At 49.4% G+C, this 21,345-nt stretch carries 18 protein-coding genes; 6 read left to right on the plus strand and 12 right to left on the minus strand.

Annotated features, from left to right (window positions below; all coding sequences use genetic code 11):
• Positions 1-184: 184 nt before the first annotated feature.
• A complete protein-coding gene (locus NO559_RS15160) occupies positions 185-1,117 on the plus strand; it encodes a glycosyltransferase (RefSeq protein ID WP_258332724.1) in 933 nt (310 codons plus the stop codon).
• Here NO559_RS15160 and NO559_RS15165 read toward each other — a convergent pair.
• From NO559_RS15165 to NO559_RS15205, 9 genes are all read right to left on the minus strand, one after another.
• Positions 1,109-3,679, minus strand: coding sequence for a hypothetical protein (locus tag NO559_RS15165; protein ID WP_258332725.1), 2,571 nt, complete (start codon positions 3,677-3,679; stop codon positions 1,109-1,111). The genes NO559_RS15160 and NO559_RS15165 overlap by 9 nt on opposite strands.
• Positions 3,680-3,688: 9 nt before the next feature.
• A complete protein-coding gene (locus NO559_RS15170; RefSeq protein ID WP_258332726.1) occupies positions 3,689-4,726 on the minus strand; it encodes a FemAB family XrtA/PEP-CTERM system-associated protein in 1,038 nt (345 codons plus the stop codon).
• A gap of 187 nt (positions 4,727-4,913) precedes the next feature.
• Positions 4,914-5,681: a PEP-CTERM sorting domain-containing protein gene (locus NO559_RS15175; RefSeq protein ID WP_258332727.1), complete on the minus strand. Its 768-nt coding sequence runs from the start codon at positions 5,679-5,681 to the stop codon at positions 4,914-4,916.
• Between the two features lie 276 nt (positions 5,682-5,957).
• Positions 5,958-8,609 (minus strand): tetratricopeptide repeat protein, encoded by a 2,652-nt coding sequence (locus tag NO559_RS15180; RefSeq protein ID WP_258332728.1) that lies wholly within the window; start codon positions 8,607-8,609, stop codon positions 5,958-5,960.
• A 47-nt stretch (positions 8,610-8,656) separates the two neighbouring features.
• Positions 8,657-10,024 carry a PEP-CTERM-box response regulator transcription factor gene (gene prsR, locus NO559_RS15185; RefSeq protein ID WP_258332729.1) on the minus strand — a complete coding sequence of 456 codons (1,368 nt, stop codon included), beginning with the start codon at positions 10,022-10,024 and terminating at the stop codon, positions 8,657-8,659.
• Between the two features lie 59 nt (positions 10,025-10,083).
• Entirely contained in the window at positions 10,084-12,129 is a 2,046-nt protein-coding gene (gene prsK, locus NO559_RS15190) for an XrtA/PEP-CTERM system histidine kinase PrsK (RefSeq protein WP_258332730.1), read from the minus strand.
• A 94-nt stretch (positions 12,130-12,223) separates the two neighbouring features.
• Complete coding sequence (locus NO559_RS15195; protein ID WP_258332731.1) at positions 12,224-14,461, minus strand: DUF1631 domain-containing protein; 2,238 nt, start codon at positions 14,459-14,461, stop codon at positions 12,224-12,226.
• A 211-nt stretch (positions 14,462-14,672) separates the two neighbouring features.
• Entirely contained in the window at positions 14,673-15,152 is a 480-nt protein-coding gene (locus NO559_RS15200; RefSeq protein ID WP_258332732.1) for a fibronectin type III domain-containing protein, read from the minus strand.
• A 156-nt stretch (positions 15,153-15,308) separates the two neighbouring features.
• Positions 15,309-16,271 carry a polyprenyl synthetase family protein gene (locus tag NO559_RS15205; RefSeq protein ID WP_258332733.1) on the minus strand — a complete coding sequence of 321 codons (963 nt, stop codon included), beginning with the start codon at positions 16,269-16,271 and terminating at the stop codon, positions 15,309-15,311.
• Positions 16,272-16,609: 338 nt separating this feature from the next.
• On the opposite strand from NO559_RS15205, the gene rplU reads away from it, so the two are divergent.
• The 4 genes from rplU (at position 16,610) to proB (ending at position 19,691) form a co-directional block, all read left to right on the plus strand.
• On the plus strand, positions 16,610-16,921 hold the full coding sequence (gene rplU / locus NO559_RS15210) for a 50S ribosomal protein L21 (protein WP_258332734.1): 312 nt from the start codon (positions 16,610-16,612) through the stop codon (positions 16,919-16,921).
• 19 nt (positions 16,922-16,940) lie between these two features.
• Complete coding sequence (rpmA, locus tag NO559_RS15215) at positions 16,941-17,198, plus strand: 50S ribosomal protein L27 (protein WP_258332735.1); 258 nt, start codon at positions 16,941-16,943, stop codon at positions 17,196-17,198.
• Between the two features lie 123 nt (positions 17,199-17,321).
• Entirely contained in the window at positions 17,322-18,518 is a 1,197-nt protein-coding gene (gene cgtA / locus NO559_RS15220; RefSeq protein ID WP_258332736.1) for an Obg family GTPase CgtA, read from the plus strand.
• 33 nt (positions 18,519-18,551) lie between these two features.
• Entirely contained in the window at positions 18,552-19,691 is a 1,140-nt protein-coding gene (gene proB / locus NO559_RS15225) for a glutamate 5-kinase (protein WP_268904996.1), read from the plus strand.
• A 68-nt stretch (positions 19,692-19,759) separates the two neighbouring features.
• Here the strand turns inward: proB and rpsT are convergent, their stop codons facing one another.
• The gene (rpsT, locus tag NO559_RS15230) at positions 19,760-20,026 is read right to left on the minus strand and encodes a 30S ribosomal protein S20 (protein ID WP_258332738.1); all 267 of its coding nucleotides are present in this window, start codon (positions 20,024-20,026) and stop codon (positions 19,760-19,762) included.
• Between the two features lie 274 nt (positions 20,027-20,300).
• Here rpsT and NO559_RS15235 point away from each other — a divergent pair, with 274 nt between their 5' ends.
• Positions 20,301-20,624, plus strand: a complete 324-nt coding sequence (locus NO559_RS15235; RefSeq protein ID WP_258332739.1) for a hypothetical protein — start codon at positions 20,301-20,303, stop codon at positions 20,622-20,624.
• Here the strand turns inward: NO559_RS15235 and NO559_RS15240 are convergent.
• Positions 20,621-20,950: a hypothetical protein gene (locus NO559_RS15240; protein WP_258332740.1), complete on the minus strand. Its 330-nt coding sequence runs from the start codon at positions 20,948-20,950 to the stop codon at positions 20,621-20,623. The genes NO559_RS15235 and NO559_RS15240 overlap by 4 nt on opposite strands.
• A gap of 65 nt (positions 20,951-21,015) precedes the next feature.
• Positions 21,016-21,285 carry a hypothetical protein gene (locus NO559_RS15245; protein WP_258332741.1) on the minus strand — a complete coding sequence of 90 codons (270 nt, stop codon included), beginning with the start codon at positions 21,283-21,285 and terminating at the stop codon, positions 21,016-21,018.
• Positions 21,286-21,345: the final 60 nt, after the last annotated feature.

The raw sequence follows: 21,345 nt of genomic DNA on the forward strand, positions 1-21,345 counted from the left end.
TTAGGTCACGTTAACTTAGGGTGTAGAATACTCGATTCCTTGTCATCTTTGCAGTGCTAATACTGTGCATATTGCCATTGTGCGACTAAAAAACTGTGTGTAGGCTGTTTTCGGTTTATTATTGCGGCTAATTATATCTATACCAATAATATTGCTCTGCTTGCTAAGCATTAGGTCAAAAAAGATGTGTGTAATCTCAATTATTATCCCCGCTTATAATGAAGAAAAGTATATAGCGGGCACTCTAGCTGCCATCGAAGCTAATCCGCCTTTGTTACCCTACGAGGTGATAGTGGTGGATAACGGGTCTAGCGATAAGACGCGGGAGTTGGTGAGGCGAGCTGGGGTTGTATTGGTGGACTGCCCAGTAGGATCAGTGGCCGCGGTACGCAATAAAGGGGTAGCGCAAGCTGCTGGCAGTGTGCTGGTGTTTATCGATGCCGATGTTGTGGTGGCAGCTGATTGGGGGCAGCGGCTGCAAGCTGTGGCCGAACGCTTAGCCCAGCAGCCTATGTTGGTAACGGGGTCGCGCTGTTTGCCAGTAGACAATAGTCATTGGTTAAATCGCTATTGGTTTGCCTATTTAAATGAATACGAGGCTGCCTATATTAATTCTGGTCATTTAATTACGTCTAAGGCGTTGTTTGAGGCTATAGGGGGCTTTAATGCTGAGTTGGAAACAGCTGAGGATTATGATTTTTGTATGCGGGCCGTGCAGGCTGGTGCTGTATTGGAAAATAACAAGGCGCTAAAAGTGACCCATTATGGTTACCCCACCACAGTATTGGCTTTTATGCGGCGCGAGCGTTGGCATGGTTCTGAGGATGTACAGTCGTGGGCTGCTTTTGCGGCTTCTAAAATGGCTTGGCTGGCCAGCTTGCAGTTGGCCGGGGTATTGCTGCTGCTGCTAGTGTTAATGGCTGGCGTTGGTGAGCTGGTCGTGCTGTATTTAATGCTGGCTTACGGCTTTTGTTTGGCGCTGAGTTTGATCAAGTTTCCCCTTAAAAAGCCCATGGCCTGGCTGGTGACCCCTTGGGTATTTTATTTTTATTTGTTGGGCCGCAGTTGGGCCGTGGTGGACCGGCTGTTACAGCTAGGCAAAAGCCGCTTAGCTTAAGCGGCTTGTTAACCATTTCTTTTCACGCTGGTAGGAAAATCTCAGCGTTGCTTTAACTAGGTCTTTAATAATATTGGTAATTATGCCGCTGCGTTTGAGTTTAGGGGCTGGGCCGTAAGTGCCTACAGCTAGGGTAGCCTGCTCTGTGTGCTCAATTAGTGGCGTGATGTGTTCATAATCGTGTTGATTTTGCATCAATATGGCCAGTATGCGGGTAAAGCTGCGGGTGGGTTCTTGCTGTAATGTGTCGGTGACGTAGTGTAAAAAACGCTCTGCCTTTTGGCGGTAGTCAGGCGCGGGCTGAGGAGAAAAATAATAAGCTTCAAATAGAATATGTGCTTTACGCAAGTCTTGTGCTGCCCAAGTGTGGTTGGGGTATTCTAGCGCGTCGATTTGCTCTAGGTAGGGTCGCTCATGATGTTGCATCCACTGGGCGTAGTGCAGTAGACAGTCTCTGGCATATGTATATTGTTTGTCAAAGCTGTTTTCACTAACTTTGTAATGCAGGTATTTAGTGAGTGCCTGTAGAAAAATAGTGTAAGACCAGGTTTGTTCTATATTTTCAAAATGGCGTTCGGAAATAATATCGCTTGGGTGTATCGTGTTGCGGATAATAAATTCTATCTGCTCTATATGGCTGTACTTACCATCAAGGTAATAGCTGTCTAAAAGGGTGCTGATATAGTTACCTGTGCCCCGGGTTAGCGGATAGCGGTAAGGGCTGATAGCCAAGCCTTTATTGAGCCGTTTCAATAAAGGGATATCTTTGGTTTTTATTGCGAGTAGGCGTTCTAGTATGGCACCAGTACCTTCTTGGGCGTATTGCATCCAACTATTGAGCTTTAATACCGCCTCTTTCGCCCGTAAATTACCGGTGAAATAATAGTAGTAGCGTAAACCAGTAGTGTAACAGTGCTCGGTACCGGGGCCGCCGCCAGATTGGGCAGTGTGCTCTACGTTTAAGTGCTGCTTGGAAAAGGTTCTATGGCTGCAGGTGCCGGCATCTAGGTAATGGTCGGTATGCCAAAATAAGCCGTGATTGTATTCATCTCGGTCCAGGTCAGTATCGTATAGATCTATGTCTAGTATGTGGCGGCTGAGGTCGTCAAAAAGCTCTAGCCATTGTGGCTTGGCGCTGGCCATGTATTGCTTGGCAAAGCCTAGGGCAGGGTCATACTGGTTGTTGTAATGTGAGCACAATGGTACTTCGTTAGCTGATTGATATAGAGTTTCATGGTCAGCATATAAATCGCCAAAGTGTCGCCAGCCATATTCATCAATTTTTTCACGTTTGCTAAAAAAATTATTATCGCCCTCTACGCCCAGATTAATTAATTGTTGCAGTGCGTTGCTTTCAGCGCTGCTGGCAAAATGGGGTAGTGTATTTGCTTTGGCATAGATCTCTCTATCGAGCACCAGCTGGCTTGGGGTTCTGGCCCATAGCAGGCTTTCCCTGTTGTTATTGATATCTAAAAGTAGGCGATGTGTTTTCTTTTCGCCGCCCTGTAGCTCATAGGGCTCTCCCGCTTGGCTAGGAAATAGCTGTAGCGATAGCGTATTGTGATCGAGGCTTACAGCTTTGGGGAAGTTTTGCCAAAATTTTTCTATGTAGGCGTTAATGCCAGTGTGGCTATTGCTGCAGTGCGCTATAGGGTCCGCTCTTAGTCCGCAAACTTCTTGCTGCTGTTGTGTAAGTTTATAGCCTTTTAAGCTTAGCGGTATGTTGCCTTGATGATTGACATGATTGGCACTCTGCCAGTGTTCGCCGCCGCTAGAAGCTTGTAATAATTGTAGGCTGTTATCGCAGAACCATTCGCTGTCAGTTTGTGCTTGTAGCTGACAGCAATTTGTTTGGTGGAGTTGGCTGTCAAAGCTTAGGGCATTAAAAAATAGAGAATGCTCATCGCCCAAATCCCAAAAGCCGCCTTTGTGCTTGGCTGCTGCGGGGTTGTGCACAGTTAATTGCCATTCAATTAACGAGCTGTTGCTGTAGAAGCTAAGCTGGGCGGACAGGTTTAAGCGCTTTGTGTTATTTAGCAGGTAATGCCCAGCTAGTTCTATCGTGCAAAAATGAGTGGGGTGCTGGGTATTGACCTTAAGGTCATCAAGTATCAGCGCGGCTGCTTGGTCATTGGTCGTGAGCAGTTTAATGTTCTGATTGAGCTGGGCTTGGGTGCTTAAATCGGTGACAGCGATTAAAGGGGGTTGTTTACCTATGGTGCAGGTTATAGAGCCAGTATTGACTGTGATTCCGCTAGGGCTTTGGTCTAGGGTGATCGCGGGGGAGCAAGATGGCGCGGAACTAGGGGCCAAGGTCAGTAGGTCGCCATGCTTTATATCGCTACTGAGCAGCGTTTTTATTAGTAGCCAGCGCACGCTTCCGTCATTCCAGTAGGCTGTTATTTCAGTATTTAGGGGTAGTTGGGCCTGTTGGCACGTTAATGCGAGCGGCTGGTCTGCTTTGAGCTGGCCGCGGGCGTAGGGTATCCCTAAGGTAGCGGGTTCAGAGCTGGGGGCGGGTGTTGTTTGGCGTTTAGCGGTAATCGATACGGTGTTATTCATAAAAGGGCTTTATAGGGTAATGTACTTGCGCACCATAGGGCCAAAAAAATTGGCGCTGGCGAGAGGTTGTTTTTGCCATAGTTGCTCAATGATATTTCTGGCTTTGCCATTGCTTTGCGGGGCCTCGCTAAGCTCGCCATTGCTGTCGTATTGCTGCCACTCTAGCGCCTGTGGTTGTGCCCCCCATTGGGCTTTAAATTTGTAGGTACCGCAGTTATAGCTGGAGCGGCCAAAGTCAAAATGTTTACAGCCGCTGTCGGCCAGTTGTTCTAGCAGGCTCCAATATAGCAGCATGTTAGGTGACAGTCGGTTGTATTCGAATAAGGTTGAGGCCCAGGGGATGCAGGCGCGATTGCCTGCGCGTAACACTATGCCGGCGCCTACGGCGGTATTATCTAAGCTAACAACCGCCAACAGTAGTTGCTCGCCATACGCTTGGTTGAGTGCGTGAAATAATTGCCGGCTGTGTACGGGGGACCCCAGGCGCTTCATGTTATTGGCGAAGATGTTGTAGAAGGCGTTGATGTTTTGTGGCGTTTTTTCGAAGCTCACGGTAAGGCCATTTTTTTTGGCTTTATTTATTTGGCTGCGTAACTTGGATTTAAATTGTGCTAAGAGCTCGGCCGATGAATCTGGTAATGGTAGTAGCATGCTGACTTTTTGCTCTTCACTTAGCGTGCTCCCGTTGTTCATGCTGCGGCTTCTGAGTTCCAGCTTTCCGGCTTTAAGCTCTTTGCATAGCGTCGCTGCTTTGTTCATTAACGCTGACACTACCGTTTGATCGCTGGCAATAATGCCGCCTAAGTCGCAAAAAGGCAGTGAGCATAGGGTAGCGCTGGCCAGCGGTGGTTGTACCAGTATTAGCGGCAAGATGCCGCATATGGCCTGCTCCGCTTCGGCGATAAGATAGTAGCCTTTATGTTTATAGGTTTGCTCTATCGCTGTTTTCCAGGCAAACAGGTGATAGGGGCTGGCGTTGCTTTGTTGGTGGACGAAATTGTCCCATGCGGCTTGATCATGCTGATTTGCAATTCTTATTGTGGTCACAAGTTGCCCTTGTTCATCGAGGGGAGCAATAAAGTTATTAGGGGTCAAAGTTTAAGGTAAGTAAGGGTTATAAGTAAGCGCTAGCGCGTGCTTTTATTGGGGGGTGTTTGTAAAAATTGCCGACAGCGAGGCAATAAAAAAGCCCCTCAAGTAAACTTGAGGGGCTTTAAGAAGTGGTCGCTAGATATTAACGCTTGGCAGATTTTCTGCGTATGGCGCCTAAGCCAATTAAGCCTAGTGATAATAGTGCTAGTGAGCCTGGCTCTGAAACGGGAGCTTCAAAGACGTCGTTACCGCAGAACATAGTCCAGTGTATGGCTAGGTCTGGGTCATCAAAGTAGCTTTGCCCTAAAAACGAGAGGTCAATAGTGTACTTAAGTACGTTAGAGCCTTGCAGGCCTTGTACTGAGCCTTCTTCCGAAAAAGAGCTTTGGTTGTTGGCAATAGCAGTGCCACCACTGTTAACGCGGACTTCTTGTCCTTGTTTGGTGGTGCCTAGGTCTAATATTTCTGATCCGTCTAAGCTCAATAGCTGCATGGCGGAGGTGTCAAATGCTAACTCCCATATTTCGCCAGGAGCACCAGCCTGAGAACCCTGTATAGAGTTTGGGCCAGAAGCGATAGCACCAAAGTCATTGCTAGAATTGGCTACGGGGTTGTAACCATTGGTGCTGATGAATAGGTCGCCAAAGTATTCATAGGGGTCGTTGGCGTAGAAATTTGTGTCTATTAAAACTTCTAAGATAGAGCCGGTTAAGCCTACTTGGGCGCCGTAAACTTCATACCTAGAGCTGCCGATTTTATCTGTGTTGGAATAATCGGTAGATTTATCACCGTAGCCGTAATTAGTATCTTTACCCAAATACGTATCAGGTATGTAGGCCGCGTTTGCCGTGCCGGCTGTGAAGGCACCGATTAGGGCGGCAGCAGACATGATATTTTTTAAAAATGCCATTTTCGTTTCTCCAAAGTCCTTGAATGTTAAATATTAGGTTTTACTGCAATGTTAGTTTTTGTGAATCGTCCACTGAATCACAAGGTAATTCACTATACGGATGATAGTAAGCACTTATTGGGCCAAATATTTTTTTTCTTTTAATTTCAGCGGGTTAGCTGTCTGCGCTGAGTAAGGAAGGTTTTCTTTGTAAAGTTATTCGACGAATGTTAGAGGGGGCGATGAGTAGGGGGAGGAGGCCCATAGCGGTTGCCCGCTATGGGCCTAGTGGCAGGTTTAGCGCAGGGCCTTGGCCTCTGCTAGGTGTTGTTGGATCTCAGTGTTATTAGGGGCGATACCTAGCGCTTTTTCTAGCATGGCTATGCCTTCATCTATGCGCTGGCTCTTAACCAGTATCCAGCCATAGGTGTCGATGATAGCGGCATTGTCTTGGGCCGCATCAAAGGCGGCTTTGCCTTTGGCTTGAGCTTGTTCTAGGTTGCCCGCCTGCAGATAGGCCCAGGCTAGGTTGTTTAACAGCGCGGGGGATTTGTTGGTTTGTCGGCTCAGGGCTTTTTCTAGGTCGCGAATGGCGCTGTTATAGCGACCGGCATTAATTTCAACATTGCTGCTGGTGGTGAGGGCCGCTAGGCTTTGCGGAAAGGTGGACAGCCATTCTGATAAAAAGGATTGGCTGGCAGCGTCATCTGCTGTTAGTTGTAGCTGTTGGTATAGCTTTCCTGCAATAAGATCATTGGGTGAGGTGTCCCAAGCTAGTCGGTACTGCTGGATCGCTGTTTGAGTATCGCCCTGGGCTTCTGCCAGGTTGGCCTTTAGCAGGGTGGCTAGCTGGGCGTTATCGACCTCAACCTGTTTAATCAGCTTGCTAGCTTCGCGATAGTTTTTGGCTTGAATTTCTATGCTGGTAAGCAGCGAGAGCAGCCTTTGGTCGTTAGGTGAGTCGGTCAGGCCGCGCATGGCGATATTACGCGCGTCTTTGGTGTTTTGTTGTTGCAGATTTTTAGCCGCTTCGGCCATGGCTAGGGTGGCTGCCAGCTTGCGTACTTCGCCGTTATCTGGCTCTAGGCTTTTGGCGCTGTTGATGTAACGGTTGGCCTCGGGGAAGTTGTCGGTGCGGCCGTAGTACTCTGCCAGTATGGCGGCGGGGGTGGCGTTATCGCTTTTTGTCACCATGGCGTCAACGGCAGCCAGGCCTTTTTCGACTTGCCCTTGCAGTTCATAAACACTAATTAAGCCCTTATAGCCTATGGGGTGCTTGGGGCTTTTTTCTATTAGTGTTTCAAAGTTGGCTTGTGCAGCTTGGTATTGTTTGAGGGCGAGGTTGGCTCTACCTAGACCCTGCAGGCCGTTAACGCTGGCGGGGTTGATTGCTACCGCTTTGCTAAAACGTTGCTTGGCTTGCTCGGCCTGTTGGTTAACAAGGTTTAGGTTGCCGGCGATAATTTGGCTGCTCTCGGACTCTGGGTTGTTGCGGGCGATCTCTTGCGCCAGGCTGCTGGCTTTATCCCGTTGCTGTAAGCTCAGGTATTGCTGTACTAGGGCAGATTGTACAAAGGGGTCTTGTGGGCTTTGCTTATAAGCCTTTTCTAGTTCCTGCAGTGCCAGCTCTGGTCGCTGCGGAGCATTAACATTGTAGTGCTTGGCCAGTGCTAAGCGTATACGCGAGGCACTGGGGGTTAAGCTCAGTACTTTGTTGAGTACTTGTTCGCCTTCGGTATATTTACCGGCAGCAATCGCGGCCATGCCGTAAAGGCTGAGGGTTTGTGGGTTGTTGCTGCTTTCTATGCCGTCGCCTAATAGCTTTAATACCGCGTCGGGTTTATTGAGTTTGAGGTTGGTCATGGCAAAGATGGTTTTAGCTTGCTCGGGCGCAGTTTCTGGGTCGATATTGCCTGAGAAGTGTTGGTTGGCGCTTTCTATATCACCTTGGCTGTAATTGATAATGCCTAGCAATTGTGCGGCGGCTTCGTGGTAGGGAGCCTTGGCTAGCACTTTGTCTAGTAACTCTTCGGCTTGATCGACTTTGCCTTCTTTAAGAAGAGTGATGGCTTGTTCGTAGTCCTGCTGCAGTTCGTCCATGCCGGGCTGAGCTTCAGCTAAGATTTTGCTATAGAGCAGTGCTTCAGCGCTGCGGCCTTGCTGGGTGAGTACTTCGGCAAGTGAGCGCAGGGTGTGTATGCGCTGTGGTGTCATGATGTCGGTGTTGGGTAACACTGCTAAGGCGTTAGAGAGTGAGTCTTCAGCGGCGGCCAGGTCACCTTGGAAGTGCTGCATACGAGCTTGTACGCTAAGCGCCTCAAAGTGGTTGGGGTCTAATGTGAAAATTTCGGCCAGCAGCTGCTTGGCTTGATCGGTGTTGTTGTTTTGTAGCGCCAGCTTGGTGAGTCCCAGCTTGGCGTCTATGTTGTCGCTTTGCTCGCTGATTAGCTCTTCATACAATGCCTGGGCTTGCTCTAGTTGTAATAGCCCCAAGTGGGCGTTAGCGGTAAGCAGCTTTAAGCGTGTGGGGTCGGCCGTGGCAAGGCTGGCCTGATGTTGTTCTATTAAGCTAAGAGCTGATTTGGCTTTACGCAAATTCAGCAGGGTGTCGGCCTTGGTAAAGAGAAATTCGGGGTCGTTACTTTCTAGCTCGTTAAGAATGTTTAGTGCGCTTTTAGATTGCCCTAGGGAGTTTAAAATTTTTGCCATAAGGGTGACGGCTTCGGCATTTTTTGGGGCTTTTTGAATGGCATTTTTGGTTTCAATTAGGGCTGCTTTATATTGCCCTTGGCCCATATAGCTATCGCCACGTTTGATGTGGTTGCTAATATTAGCCTCAGAGTTGGAAGCGCTATCACAGGCACCTAGCACGAGCACTGCCGATAGCATGATAGATTTGGCTAGCGCTTTGCGGGCAAACTTTTTGCGGGTAGAGGTGTAGTTCTTCATATCTACAGTCCTTGTTATTTCTATTATTAAGTGTATTAAGTAATGAGTTAGCTACTCTCGTGGTCGGGTGACCGAATTTCATATTTTTTGACTAAGTCATACAGCGTAGGGCGTGTTACCCCCAGCAGTTTTGCGGCTGCTGAGTAGTTGCCATCCGTCATGGAGATGGCCAGTTTGATGGCATTTTTTTCCGCGTTATGGCGTACCTGTCGCAGGTTGATGGAGAAATTTTCCTGCGAGGTGATGCCTAAGTCTTCGGCGGAAACATGCTTGTTTTCGCACATGATTGCAGCGCGTTTAATTTTGTTTTCTAGCTCGCGTATGTTGCCTGGCCAGTTGTAGGCCTCTATGGCTTGGGCGGCATCGGGGGTAAAGCCGGTGATGTTGCGGTGTTGTTCGTTGGCGACGCGGCCCAGTATATGCCTGGCGAGCAGGATTTTATCGCCGCTGCGATCGCGTAGGGGGGGCAGGTCTATCACCATTTCGCAGATACGGTAAAACAAATCTTCGCGGAAGCTGCCTTCGGCGACCATTTCCTCTAGGTTTTTATTGGTGGCGCAGATAACGCGCACATCAACATCGATTTCTTCGCGGCCGCCTACGCGCTCAATAACGCGCTCTTGTAAAAAACGCAGTAGTTTGGCTTGCAGGGCCAGAGGCATATCGCCTATTTCATCTAAGAATAGGGTGCCGCCATTGGCAGTTTCTACCTTGCCCAGAGTTTTTTTGGCGGCGCCGGTAAAGGCGCCTTTTTCATAGCCAAACAGTTCGCTTTCCATGAGGTTTTCGGGCACTGCCGCGCAGTTGATGGCGACAAAGCGAAATTCTTTGCGCGGGCTGGCGTTGTGTATGGCGCGGGAGAAGACTTCTTTGCCGGTGCCGCTTTCACCCAGTATGGTGCAGGTAACGGTAGTGGGGGCTATTTTCTCTATGGTTTTGCAGAGTTTTAGCATTTGTGTGTCGGCGGTAATAATGCCGGCCAGCGGAGTGCTTTGTGACTCTTGTAGGCGCGCATTTTCATGTTCTAGGTCGAAGATGTTGTAGGCGCGCTGTACGATTAAATCCAGGGTTTTGGTGTCTATGGGTTTTTGATAGAAATCATAGGCGCCTAGTGCCACCGCTCGCACGGCGTTTTCATAGTCGTGATTACCGGTGACGACGATGATTTTGGTGCTGGGGGCTAGCTTGGTGATCTCTTGTACGCATTTAAAGCCTTCTTCTACGCCTTCGTCATCGGGGGGCAGGCCTAAGTCTTGAATAACTACGGCGGGCTCGTATTGGCGTACCGCAGCAATGGCTTCTTGACGGTCGCCGGCGATGACCACATGAAACTGATCGAAGTGCCAGCGCAGTTGGCTTTGTATGCCGGTGTCGTCTTCGACAATTAATAAGGTTTTGGGTATGTCTTTGCTCATATTACTTAGTCAGTTACTGAGGCAGTTATTGTTTCTATTGGTTTATGTGCTAATTATTATTAGGCTTTTATGGTGGGGATGCGCACGGTGAAGTGTGTGCCTGTCCCCTCGGTGCTTTCAACCGCTACCGTGCCGCCTATGGATTCTATGTAGGTTTTGGTTTGGTAGACGCCTATGCCCATGCCTTTGCCGGACTTGGTGGTGGCAAAGGGTTTAAAGAAATAGTTGTCCATAAAGTCCTGGCTCATGCCGCAGCCATTGTCTTCGACACTGATAATAGCAAAGTTTTCTTCTGAGCCTAAGGTTACATCAATAAAACCATTATGGCTTGTGGCATCTTGGGCATTTTTGACGATATGAACCAAAGTCATTAATAAGCTGTCGGGGTCGGCGTTAACTTTGAGGCCACTACACTCCCTGTGTATGGAGGGCAGTGGTTTTTGTTGCTGACATTTTTTGATGACCTCTATCAATAGGCTATCTAGGTCTATGGTGCGTATTTCGGTGGGCTCATCTTGCTGCAATTTGCGCAATAGGGTGTTCATGCGTGCGACGGAGTTGTCGATGGTGTTGATGGCATCTTCCACAAAGGCGGGGTTGTCTTTGTGTTTGGCGGCGTTCTCGACTACTAGGGCCTGTTGGGCAATCAGGTTTTTAAGGTCGTGCATAACAAAGGCTGAAAGCTTGTTAAAAGCGTCAAACTGCCGCGACTCTGCCAGTAGTTCCGCGGCTTGATGGCGATCCAGATAGCTGGCAACTTGTCTGCCTACAGTTTTGAGTAGGTCTAAATCTTCCCAAGTAATATCGGCATCTAGTTCTGGCTCGGTCAAAATAATAAAGCCTAATAAATCGTTTTCTGTCAGCAGGGGCACCACTAGCCACAGATCGGGGATATTGGCTATCCACTCGGGTAGTAGGGCATTGAGCTCGCATAGCTTACCTTCGTCAGGGGAAAGTGGTGAAAAAACCCATTCATGCTCTTTTAAGGCGCGGCAAAAAGCGCTGTTTATGGCTTCGGTGGGGGCTGGGTTGGGTAGCTCCAGTTGGTGGCTGGCGGCCAATTTAAACACTTTATCGTGTTTGCGCCACAGGCCACCCCTAGGGCTTTTAAAGATGGAGGCCAGGGTTTTGACGGCGATAAGCTGAAAGTCTTGGTTGTCAGAGGGGCGCGATAGGGCGTTAATCAGCTTTAGCCACTCGACCCGGTAATCGTATTTGTGCCTGAAGAAATGTTTGTTAATCCAGACATTGAGCCTGGACCTTAGCGTTTGAGAAATAAATAAGGTGATGATGCAGGTTAGCGCCAGAAAGATGATCACTGTGCGCAGAACATTGCTCCAGGAGCCACCGTATAGTTGTAGGTAATAGCCGCCGGTGGCCATGATCGCGAGAAAGGCCCCCGACACCGTCATGCTGGTAGTGTAAAAGGCGGCTGGCCTAGAGATGGCTATGCGGGTTGTGGCGCTGGGGGTGCTAAGGGTGATTGCTCCTATGGTCATCAGCAGGGCGGAGCAGCCGTTAATTGCACCGCGTGCCTGCCATAGCTGTATATCTATCACATTAAAAATAAGGCTATAGGAAAATAAAAATATGTCGTAAGCAAACAGGCCGCCTAGCACTAAGCTGTAGAGTTTGAGAATGCGCAGTGAATTGGCATTTTTATACAGCTGCTCAACGCAGATTAGGCTGACTATAGCTAGTAATAGGTTGGCCCAGATAAAAATATCGCTGTTATCCAATAGGCTGGGGGCAGTGCTTTTAAGTAATCCTATAATGACTAAGGCGCTTAGCCATAGGCTATGTATGCCGTAGAAAAACTTTTTGGGTAGCTCTTGGCCGGTGGCAAACTTGAGTGCTGCCAGAATGGCGGTAATCCAGGCGGCGTAGCGGCAGGTCTCTATAACCAGCATATCGCCTAGCGATAAAGTGCTGTGGTCGTAATGGGTGGCGACGAGTAACAGCCAGGCAGTGGAAACCAGCGCTGCTGTTACTAGCGTGAAATGGGTTGCTTTGCGGTGCCATAGCCAAATGAGTGTGAGTGTGAGTATGGCAAATAGTATGCCGCCGCCTATGTAGCTAAAATAGGTTATTTGATTGGCATCCATGAACGACTAATGTCTCTTTTATTATTAAATAATGGCTGTGGCCCTTAAGGCCCACGGCCATTTTAAACGATGCTGAGCGGGTGTGCTGCTGTTTTTATGAGGTGGGTTGTCGGTTTGGCTGCCCTAGCTGGCGTAAGTTATCGGTAATATTGCCAAAGGCACGGTCAAACAAGGGGGTGGACTCTAAGGCCTTGGCGCGCTTTTGCTGTAGGTCGTAGGCAAACTCTTTGCGAGTTTTTTCTAAAATATTAAAGCCAAAGCGGTTCACAAATATATAGCTATCGTTGGCCTCTATACGAGCGGATAACTTGCAGCGCACAGTTTTTTGTTCGCTGATTATCTGGTAATCAAACCAAGTGTTAGGGGCGATAGATTCCGCTTGTTTAATAAATTCGTAGGTCAGGGCTTGGTGCTGGGCTTTTTGCCGCTCTAGGGCGGTCATTTCTTTCCAGTTTTTATTGCCGCTGCCGGGGGTGTGGCCTAGCTCCTGCGCTTGCGCTGGGCTAATGGGGCGTATATTGAGCTCTGCCTTGTTGCTTTGTAATTGCTCGATGATTTGATGAATTTGTTGGCATAGCTGTAGCCTGTCTTCATCATCGGTAATGATGTGCAGCAGGCCTTTTTCTATGCGTGCCATAAGCGCGGGTTTAATCTTTTCCAACCTGGCTATTGATTTGGCGTCTTGCTGGGTTTGGCAGGCCCACAGTAAATCGTGGATCAGCTGGGTGGCATCTAGCCACTCGGGGCTATCTTTACCGAATTTAATAAACGTAGACACCATAAAGGCCTGCCAGTGATCAATAAGAAACTGGCTGATCTCTGGGGGCAGGGTGGCTTTTTTGAGCAAATCCAAAATCGTTTTTTGGGTCAGGGCCTTGGCGGTATTGGTAATAGCTTTGCCTTGTGCGGCCTGCTTGGAGCGTTTTTCAATAAGCGCTTGGCGATGTTCATATTGCTTAACGGCTTCGTTGAGCTCGGTTAGCTTATTGCTGAATATGCTCTCGTCCTGACCATAGTTTTCAATGATATCTTGAATGATTTGAGCGACCAGCAGGTAAAACTTATCTTTTTCTGGTAGCTCTGCCTCCCAGCCTATTGCCGTTGAGGCTATGGTGTTAATCAGTTTTCTGGCAGGGTGGCCGCTATTTTGGAAAAAGCCGCGGTCTTTTAATGCAACTTTTAGCACTGGGATTTGCAGGCGGCTGATCAGGGCCTGGAAGGGCGCTGGCAGGTTTTGGTCGTCCAGTATAAAGTCAAAAAACATGGCGACTAAGTTGATGGTGTCTTCGTCTGCTTGCTGTACCGATTGTGGGGCGTTGGGATTGGATTTGGATAGTATTAAATCCACAAACATGTGCAGGCTGTTGGCGGCGTTCTCGGCGCTTAGGGCTTGCCGTGTTTGCTCCACTTGAATGTTAGATAGTGCTGTGAGCAATTCGTGATTGCTCATTTGTGGCCCGGGGTTGGCGGTGTATTGGTTGTAGTTGGGCACCTGTATGGCGCCTAGTTGCCGTATACCCGCCAATAGGGTGCTAAGTTCGTTAAATTGCGTGCCAGAGCTAGCGGGCTCTGCCGAGGCCTGAGGGGGGGCGGTATCATTGTTTGCCGTGCTGGTTTCGGGCTGGGCTGGGCTATCTGATTTGGCCACGCTGTGGCTGATCTTGGGGATCACCCCTTCGTTGATTAATAGATCGTTGGCGGTGCCGTAGACCTTGCCTAACTGGCTGATGACCAGGCGGTCAAACTGCTTGTAGATAATAATTTTAGCTTTGATATGGATATCAAATAGCTCGCAAACATCGGCAAAATTATTGCACAGCTGCTGTGGGTCTAGCGGGTTGTTATCGCTGTCTATGCTGCGATTGTTAGTGAGGTAGTCTAGGCGTACTTGCAGGTGGTATAGCGCCTCTTGGTTGCTGCCTCTAGCTTTGCTAACCATGCTGTTAATCGCGACATCACGCTCTATATCGTCATCTTGCACTAGGCTGAGGCTGTCGCCGCGTGGCTCTTTAGGTGGTGCTTTTGGGGCGGTATTGCCGGGCTGATTTAAAGCGTCAAAGTGCTCTTCTACTTTGCGGCTAAAACTGCTTAATGCACCGGCCTTTTTGATGCGCAGCTCGCGCATAGACTCAAAATAGAGGTTTTGCTCGGTGTTGCTGGTGGCGCGGCTGGAAAGATCGAAAAATAAGTCGTCACAGCTGTTGAACAGGTTTTCTAAACAGTGCATCAAAATAGACTTGGCGCTGTTTTTAACCAAGGTTACGGGCGCAGGGATGCTAGCTTTGTTGCCATTGCTACCGGTAAGCCTGATGTGATCGTTCTTGTTTTTCATAAATACTTTTAATCTGAGCGGCGGTTATTTGAAGGTGTATATAAATCTTGCAAAAAACGTACCGAACACCCTAGGTGTTTTGGAAAGCGTTAACTGCCTGTATTTAAAGCTCTTTTATCCTATCTTGGCGCCAGTGGCAAGTGTTGCTGTTGTCAAGCTGTAAACTTATTCGACGTATGCTTGACGGCCTGGCTATTTATCAGCTGGCTGCTTAATCGATCTCCGCGGATACCGGTGTTGATAGGGGGCTGTATATCATCGAGGTGTCATAGGTAGAGATGGCGAAATAGTATTTGCCAGCAGGCAGCTCCGGAGTGGTGTAGGTGGTGGTGTTGCGGTCGCTAATATTAACCATTTGCCCTTCGTTTATAGGCGTGCCATCCAGGTAGTAGTAAATTTCATAGCCGCCGATTTCGGTTAGGGCTAGGGGGCTGTTGTCCGCGCGGGTGGTGGGGGCAGTCCAGCTTAAGGTGATGGTTCCGGTATTAGGGCTGGGGCTGGGTTCGGGCTCAGGGTCGCTGGGCTCCGGTGTTGAGGGTGCGGATTGTTCATTGTTTTCGGTGGCGCTGCTGGAGGAGTTGTCGCTGGAAGAGCTGCTGCTGGCTGCAGTATCATCACTGCCGCCACCCCCGCCGCCGCCACAGGCTGCTAATAGGGTGGAAAGTAGGCATAAAGTCAGTAGTTTGTGCATGGTTACAGCCTTGTTATGGTGAGTTGCGCATAGTCAGTTGGCGATGATCAAAGTGTAGATAGGCGGGAGGGTTTTTGGCAACTATTAGCTGAGCTGCTCTGCTCAAGTTGTGAAGCCAGTCACCGTGAGTTTAGAGCGGGTGCGTATAAAAGGTTGTTAGCTATGCCTGTTCACCGAGAGTTCTGCTAGTCGTAATAGCGTATCTTTATATGCTGAGGGGGCAAAGTCGCTGATAGCTGCGGTGGCTAGTTGTTGATGCTTGATGGCGGCTAGCCTGGTGTAGTTGAGGGCGTCGCAGTCCTGTATGGCGGCGAAGATGGCGTTTAGCTCGCTGCTGTTTTTTTCTTTGATGGCATTACTTACTAGGGCTTGTTGTTCGCTGCTGCCCTGCTTCATAACGTGGATCAGAGGCAGGGTGGGCTTGCCTTCGGCCAAGTCGTCGCCTACGTTTTTGCCCATGGTTTCTGGGTCGCCCTCATAGTCTAAAACATCATCAATCAGTTGAAAGGCTATGCCTAGGTTTAGGCCGTAATCGTAGAGTTTGCTGATGCTGGCTTGATCCAGCTCGGAGAGTTCGCCGCTGCCGGCGCAGGCCGCGGCAAACAGTACTGCGGTTTTGCTTTTGATAACATCAAAATAATCCGCTTCGCTGGTGCTGGGGTCGCCGGCTTTAGTGAGCTGTAGCACTTCCCCTTCGGCAATAATGTTGGTGGTATTGGCCATCAGTTCCATGACCTTTTGCTTGCCTAGGCTGACCAGTAGCTGAAAGGCACGGGTATAGAGAAAATCGCCCACTAATACGCTGGGGGCATTGCCCCACTCGGCGTTGGCTGTGGGGCGGCCACGGCGTAGGGATGAAATGTCGACTACATCGTCATGCAGCAAAGTGGCGGTATGTATAAACTCTATAGAGGCGGCGAAGGCGATATGCTGCTGCCCTATATTGCCGTTAATGCCGCCGCATAGCAGTGCCAATAAGGGGCGCAGGCGCTTGCCGCCAGCATCCACTATATAGTGGCCTATGCTGCCGACTAGGGGGATGCGGGAGTGCAGGTGGTCGATAATAAGCTGGTTTACGGCTTCAAATTCGGTGGCGACGATGTCACGAGCTTGCTGCATGTTGTTGTTCTGTATGTCGGGGTGCGGGCTGTGGATGTTTCTAGCTAGAACGCGGCATGCTATGGGGGGTAGGGGGTTCTGTCAAGCTGCTGGCGTAGCCTGTACGGCAATGCTGCAGCGAAAAGCCAGTTCGCTGTGAGTAAAAGGTGGTTTTGGGCTTTAAAATGCTTGTTCTTACTGGCTAACTGCCGTAGAATCCGCCCTCCGAAAAACCGAACCGGCTTTTGCTTTTCTCTTGGTTAATAAGTGAGGGTGAATGGCTGAGGTGCCTGGACTTGTCCCAGCTGATGCTGGCAGTAAGACCCTATTTGCAAGCAGGCTACACACTGGAGTAAAACATGTACGCAGTTATTGAGAGCGGCGGTAAGCAACATCGCGTCGTTGAGGGTGAAACCCTTAAATTAGAAAAAATTGAAGTCGCTACTGGTGAAACTATCACTTTTGATAATGTTTTGATGGTAGGCGAAGGTGAGGGCGTTAAAATTGGCGCTCCTTACGTTGCCGGCAGCAAAGTAACTGCAGAGGTTATTGAGCAAGGTCGTCACAAGAAAGTAAAAATCATGAAGTTTCGTCGTCGTAAGCATTCGATGAAGCAGGCCGGCCACCGTCAGTGGTACACCGAAGTTAAAATCACTGGTATCAGTGCTTAACAGATTTAGGAGATAAGTAATGGCTCATAAGAAAGCAGGCGGTAGTACTAATAACGGTCGCGACTCCCAGAGTAAGCGCTTAGGTGTTAAGCGTTTTGGCGGCCAAGAAGTATTAGCGGGCAACATCATTGTTCGTCAACGCGGCACTAAGTTTCACGCTGGCGTTAATGTAGGTTTAGGTACCGATCACACTTTGTTTGCTAAGGCAGATGGCGTGGTTAAGTTCGAAACTAAAGGTCCTAAAAACCGCAAGTTTGTTAGCATTGTAACTGCATAAGTTCACTGTGCTATAGCGAAAGCCTCGTCTACTATGACGGGGCTTTTTTGTTTCTGGCTATTTTTAGCTATTTTATAGGTAAGAGATTTAGCTTGCCTGGCAAGTGATTAACGGGAGAAAACCATGAAGTTTGTCGATGAAGCTACCATCAAGGTCCAGGCGGGGCGCGGTGGTAACGGCTGCTTAAGTTTTCGCCGTGAAAAATACATTGCCAAGGGTGGCCCTGATGGCGGCGATGGCGGTGACGGCGGCAGTGTTTTTTTAGAGGCTGATTTTGCTGTTAATACCATGGTGGATTACCGCTATCAGCGTAATTACCAAGCCGAAAATGGTAAGTCTGGCTCGGGTCGTGATTGTACCGGCAAGGGCGGCAGTGACTTAGTGTTGAAGGTGCCGGTGGGCACTACGGTGATAGACGAAGATACTCACGAGGTATTGGGTGATTTGCGTGAGCATGGTGAGCGCTTAAAGGTGGCTCAAGGTGGCTGGCATGGCCTAGGGAATACTCGCTTTAAATCCAGTACCAATCGCGCACCTAGGCAGACTTCGCCGGGTAGTGAGGGGGAGTGTAGAAATCTGCGCCTAGAACTAAAAGTGTTAGCTGATGTGGGCTTACTGGGCTTGCCCAATGCCGGTAAGTCTACCTTTATACGTGCGGTGTCTTCGGCTAAGCCGAAAGTGGCGGGCTACCCGTTTACCACCATGGTGCCTAACCTAGGGGTGGTAAAAGTGCAGGCCCATCGCAGTTTCGTGGTGGCTGATATACCTGGCTTGATAGAGGGGGCCTCTGAGGGGGCTGGCTTGGGGGTGCGTTTTTTGAAGCATTTAACCCGCACTCGTTTATTGCTGCACATAGTGGATGTGGCGCCTTTTGATCAGTCTTCTCCGGCTGAAAACGCCAAGGCGATAGTGCGTGAGTTGGAGGCCTTTAGCCCCACCTTGCACCAGCGTGAGCGTTGGCTGGTGTTGAATAAAATTGATTTGTTGTCCGAAGATGAGCGCGAACAGCGCTGCCAAGAGATTGTTGATGAGTTAGGTTGGACGGGGCCGGTATTCGCTATAGCGGCTATCAACAAAGAGGGCGTGGAGCCCATCTGTGGCCAGGTGATGGCTTATATAGAAGAGCGTAATCGCCTAGAGCAAGAAAATGAAGAGGTGTTGGCCGAGGAGCAAGCTATACAGGAGCGTATGCAGGCGGAGTCGCGCGAGCGTATTCAAGAGTTAGCCGAGGCGCGACGCTTGGCGCGGTTGGCGGCTGATAAAGACGATGATGATTTTGATGATGACGATTACGACGTGGAAGTGCATTATGAGCGCTAGTGTCATCGTGGCAGCCTGATTTGATAAACAATAATGACGAAAGATAATAACGTGGATAAACCAAGCTTATCGAAAACCCAGCGCTGGGTGGTGAAAATTGGCAGCGCCTTATTAACTGCTGGCGGCAAGGGCCTGGATGTAGAGGCGATTGCTAACTGGACGGCGCAAATGGCTGAGCTGCGTCAGCGGGGTATAGAGCTGGTGCTGGTGTCCTCTGGGGCTGTGGCTGAAGGCATGACCCGGTTGGGCTGGTCGCAGCGCCCCAGCTCCCTGCACGACCTACAGGCGGCAGCTGCCGTGGGCCAGATGGGCTTGGTGCAGGCCTACGAATCTTGTTTTAAGCAGTACGATATACATACGGCGCAGATATTATTAGGGCACGATGATATTTCTGCTCGTGACCGCTATCTCAATGCCCGCGGTACCATCGCGCGTTTATTGGAGTTGGGGGTGGTGCCAGTGGTCAATGAAAACGATACCGTGGTCACCGATGAGATACGCTTTGGTGATAACGATACTTTAGGGGCGCTGGTGGCCAACTTAATTGATGCCGATTTGCTGGTGATCTTAACAGATCAGCAAGGCTTGTTTGCCAGTGATCCGCGCGCTAATCCCGATGCTGAGCTGATCAGCTTTGCTCATGCTAATGATGCTTCTTTAGATGCTATGGCCAGTGGTGGCTCTGGCGCCTTGGGGCGCGGAGGGATGTTAACCAAGGTGCGGGCGGCTAGGTTGGCGGCTAGGTCGGGCACCCATACCGTTATTGCGGGCGGGGCCCTAAAGAATGTGTTGGTAGACCTAGTTAGCGATAAGGTGCAGGGCACCTTGTTGGTGGCCGAGCAGGCGCCGCTGGCGGCACGCAAGCAATGGTTGGCGGGGCAGTCGCAAATGTGTGGCAGCTTGCAGCTGGATGACGGTGCGGTGGCTATGCTGCGTAGCTCTGGCAAAAGTCTGTTACCTGTGGGGGTTGCGGCAATAAGCGGTAATTTCGATAGGGGTGACTTTGTGGTGTGCGTGGACGCCAAGGGGGTTGCAGTGGCGAGAGGGATAGTTAACTACAGTGCCGCCGAAGCGCAAAAAATCATCGGCAAGGGCAGTGCGGCTATGCAGGGTGCTCTGGGTTATCAGGGTGATGTGGAGTTAATCCACAGGGATAATCTGGTTTTGGTGTAGTTTTAGCGCTAGAAATAACAAGCATAAAAAAACCGGCCTAGGCCGGTTTTTTTATGCTGAGTGCAAAATTAAGCAGCAAGTGCTTTAACTTTAGCGTTCAGACGACTTTTATGACGTGCGGCCTTATTCTTGTGAATAATGCCTTTGTCAGCCATGCGATCAATAACAGGTACCGCAGCTGCGTAAGCTGTTTGCGCTTCTTCGGCGTTGCCACCATCAATAGCAGCGATCACTTTTTTGATAGATGTGCGTACCATGGAGCGCAGGCTGGCATTGTGTTGACGACGCTTTTCGGCCTGACGAGCGCGTTTTTTTGCTTGTGGAGAATTTGCCACCTTGTAACTCCTCGAAAATAGGGGGTCAAAAAATAAGAGGCGAGATTATTCCTTGTTGCTGGGTGGATGTCAAGCAGCGACCAGCCCTATTTGCAGTGAGCGCTAATCTAATGGCTGCGAGGGTTGGATAGCCTAGAAATAATTGGGCGGTCATTGATTAGTTAGCGTTATTGGTTATTATAAATACAGTTTTACATAACTATCTGGATGTTTTTCGTAGCTATAATTGTTTAGCGGCTAGGCCCTAATAATAAAATAACAACAAGGTAATGCTATGCAACAGAGACTTATCCTATTGGTACTGGCCTCATTATTGGCTTTGCCCGCTTGGGCGGCTTGCAAAGAGGCAAAGATCCCCTATTTACCCAACCCTAATATGGCTGATATAGGCGAGATGCTAGAAGCGCAGGCGGCGGTCAAGAATTATATGCAGCGTCAGCAGTCGTTTTTAGCTTGCAGCCGTGATGGCGTGCGCCATAACCGGGCGGTGGATCGTATGCACGAGGTGGCTAAAGAATTTAATAAGATCACTAGGCGCTTTAAAGCTAAGCAGCAATCTGAGGATATGTTTACTGAGCTGGCGTTAATTAGCTATTAGCGCTGTTTGCGCTGTTTATCTGCGCTGCGAGCGAGTTTACTCTTTTGTAAGAAGGCTGTGGTTGGATTGAGGTTGCTTTGGCTGGCGGCGTAGGTGGGGGGTTCATGCTCTGTTGTGGGGCGCTGTTTGCTTTTGCGATTATGAAGCTCTAAGCCAAAGCTGTTTACACTGTCGTTGCGCGCTAGTTTTTGAGGCTTGAGTTTAACCTGCAGCAAGTGCGCTAGTGTTTTAATATTGGGGGCTGAGTTAAGCATGGGCTTGCCATCGTTAGCAGGGTTATTGCTCAAGCTTAGTCGTTTATTATTATTTTGCTGTGTGTTGCGCATAAAAAAGGCCTCTAACTCAACATTAGAGGCCTTTTTTTATAGGGCTATCCCACCCAGAAATAAGCTTAGCGGCAGGCTTTTTTGGCTGCTTTGATTTGTTTGCGTTCGCAGTCCTCTGATTGGCCCTCGCCTAGGCACCACTTCTTGCGCTTGTCCCAGGCCGATAATTTCAGGCTTTTGTGGTTGGAGCAAACGACTACATAAACGGAGTACTCATCACCTTCGGCAGAGGTTTTGTCTGACTCAAAAGTTATGCTGGTAGGTTTGGCTGCTTGGGCCGTAAGGCTGAATAAACATATCAGGGCTGATAATGTAGCCGCGGTGCTAAATCTCATGTGGGTCTCGTTATTATGCGTTTGGTGCCGGGTGGCGGATACTATCATTTACTTGCTGGA

The organism is Dasania sp. GY-MA-18, assembly GCF_024734385.1.
Classification (GTDB): Bacteria; Pseudomonadota; Gammaproteobacteria; order Pseudomonadales; family Dasaniaceae; genus Dasania; species Dasania phycosphaerae.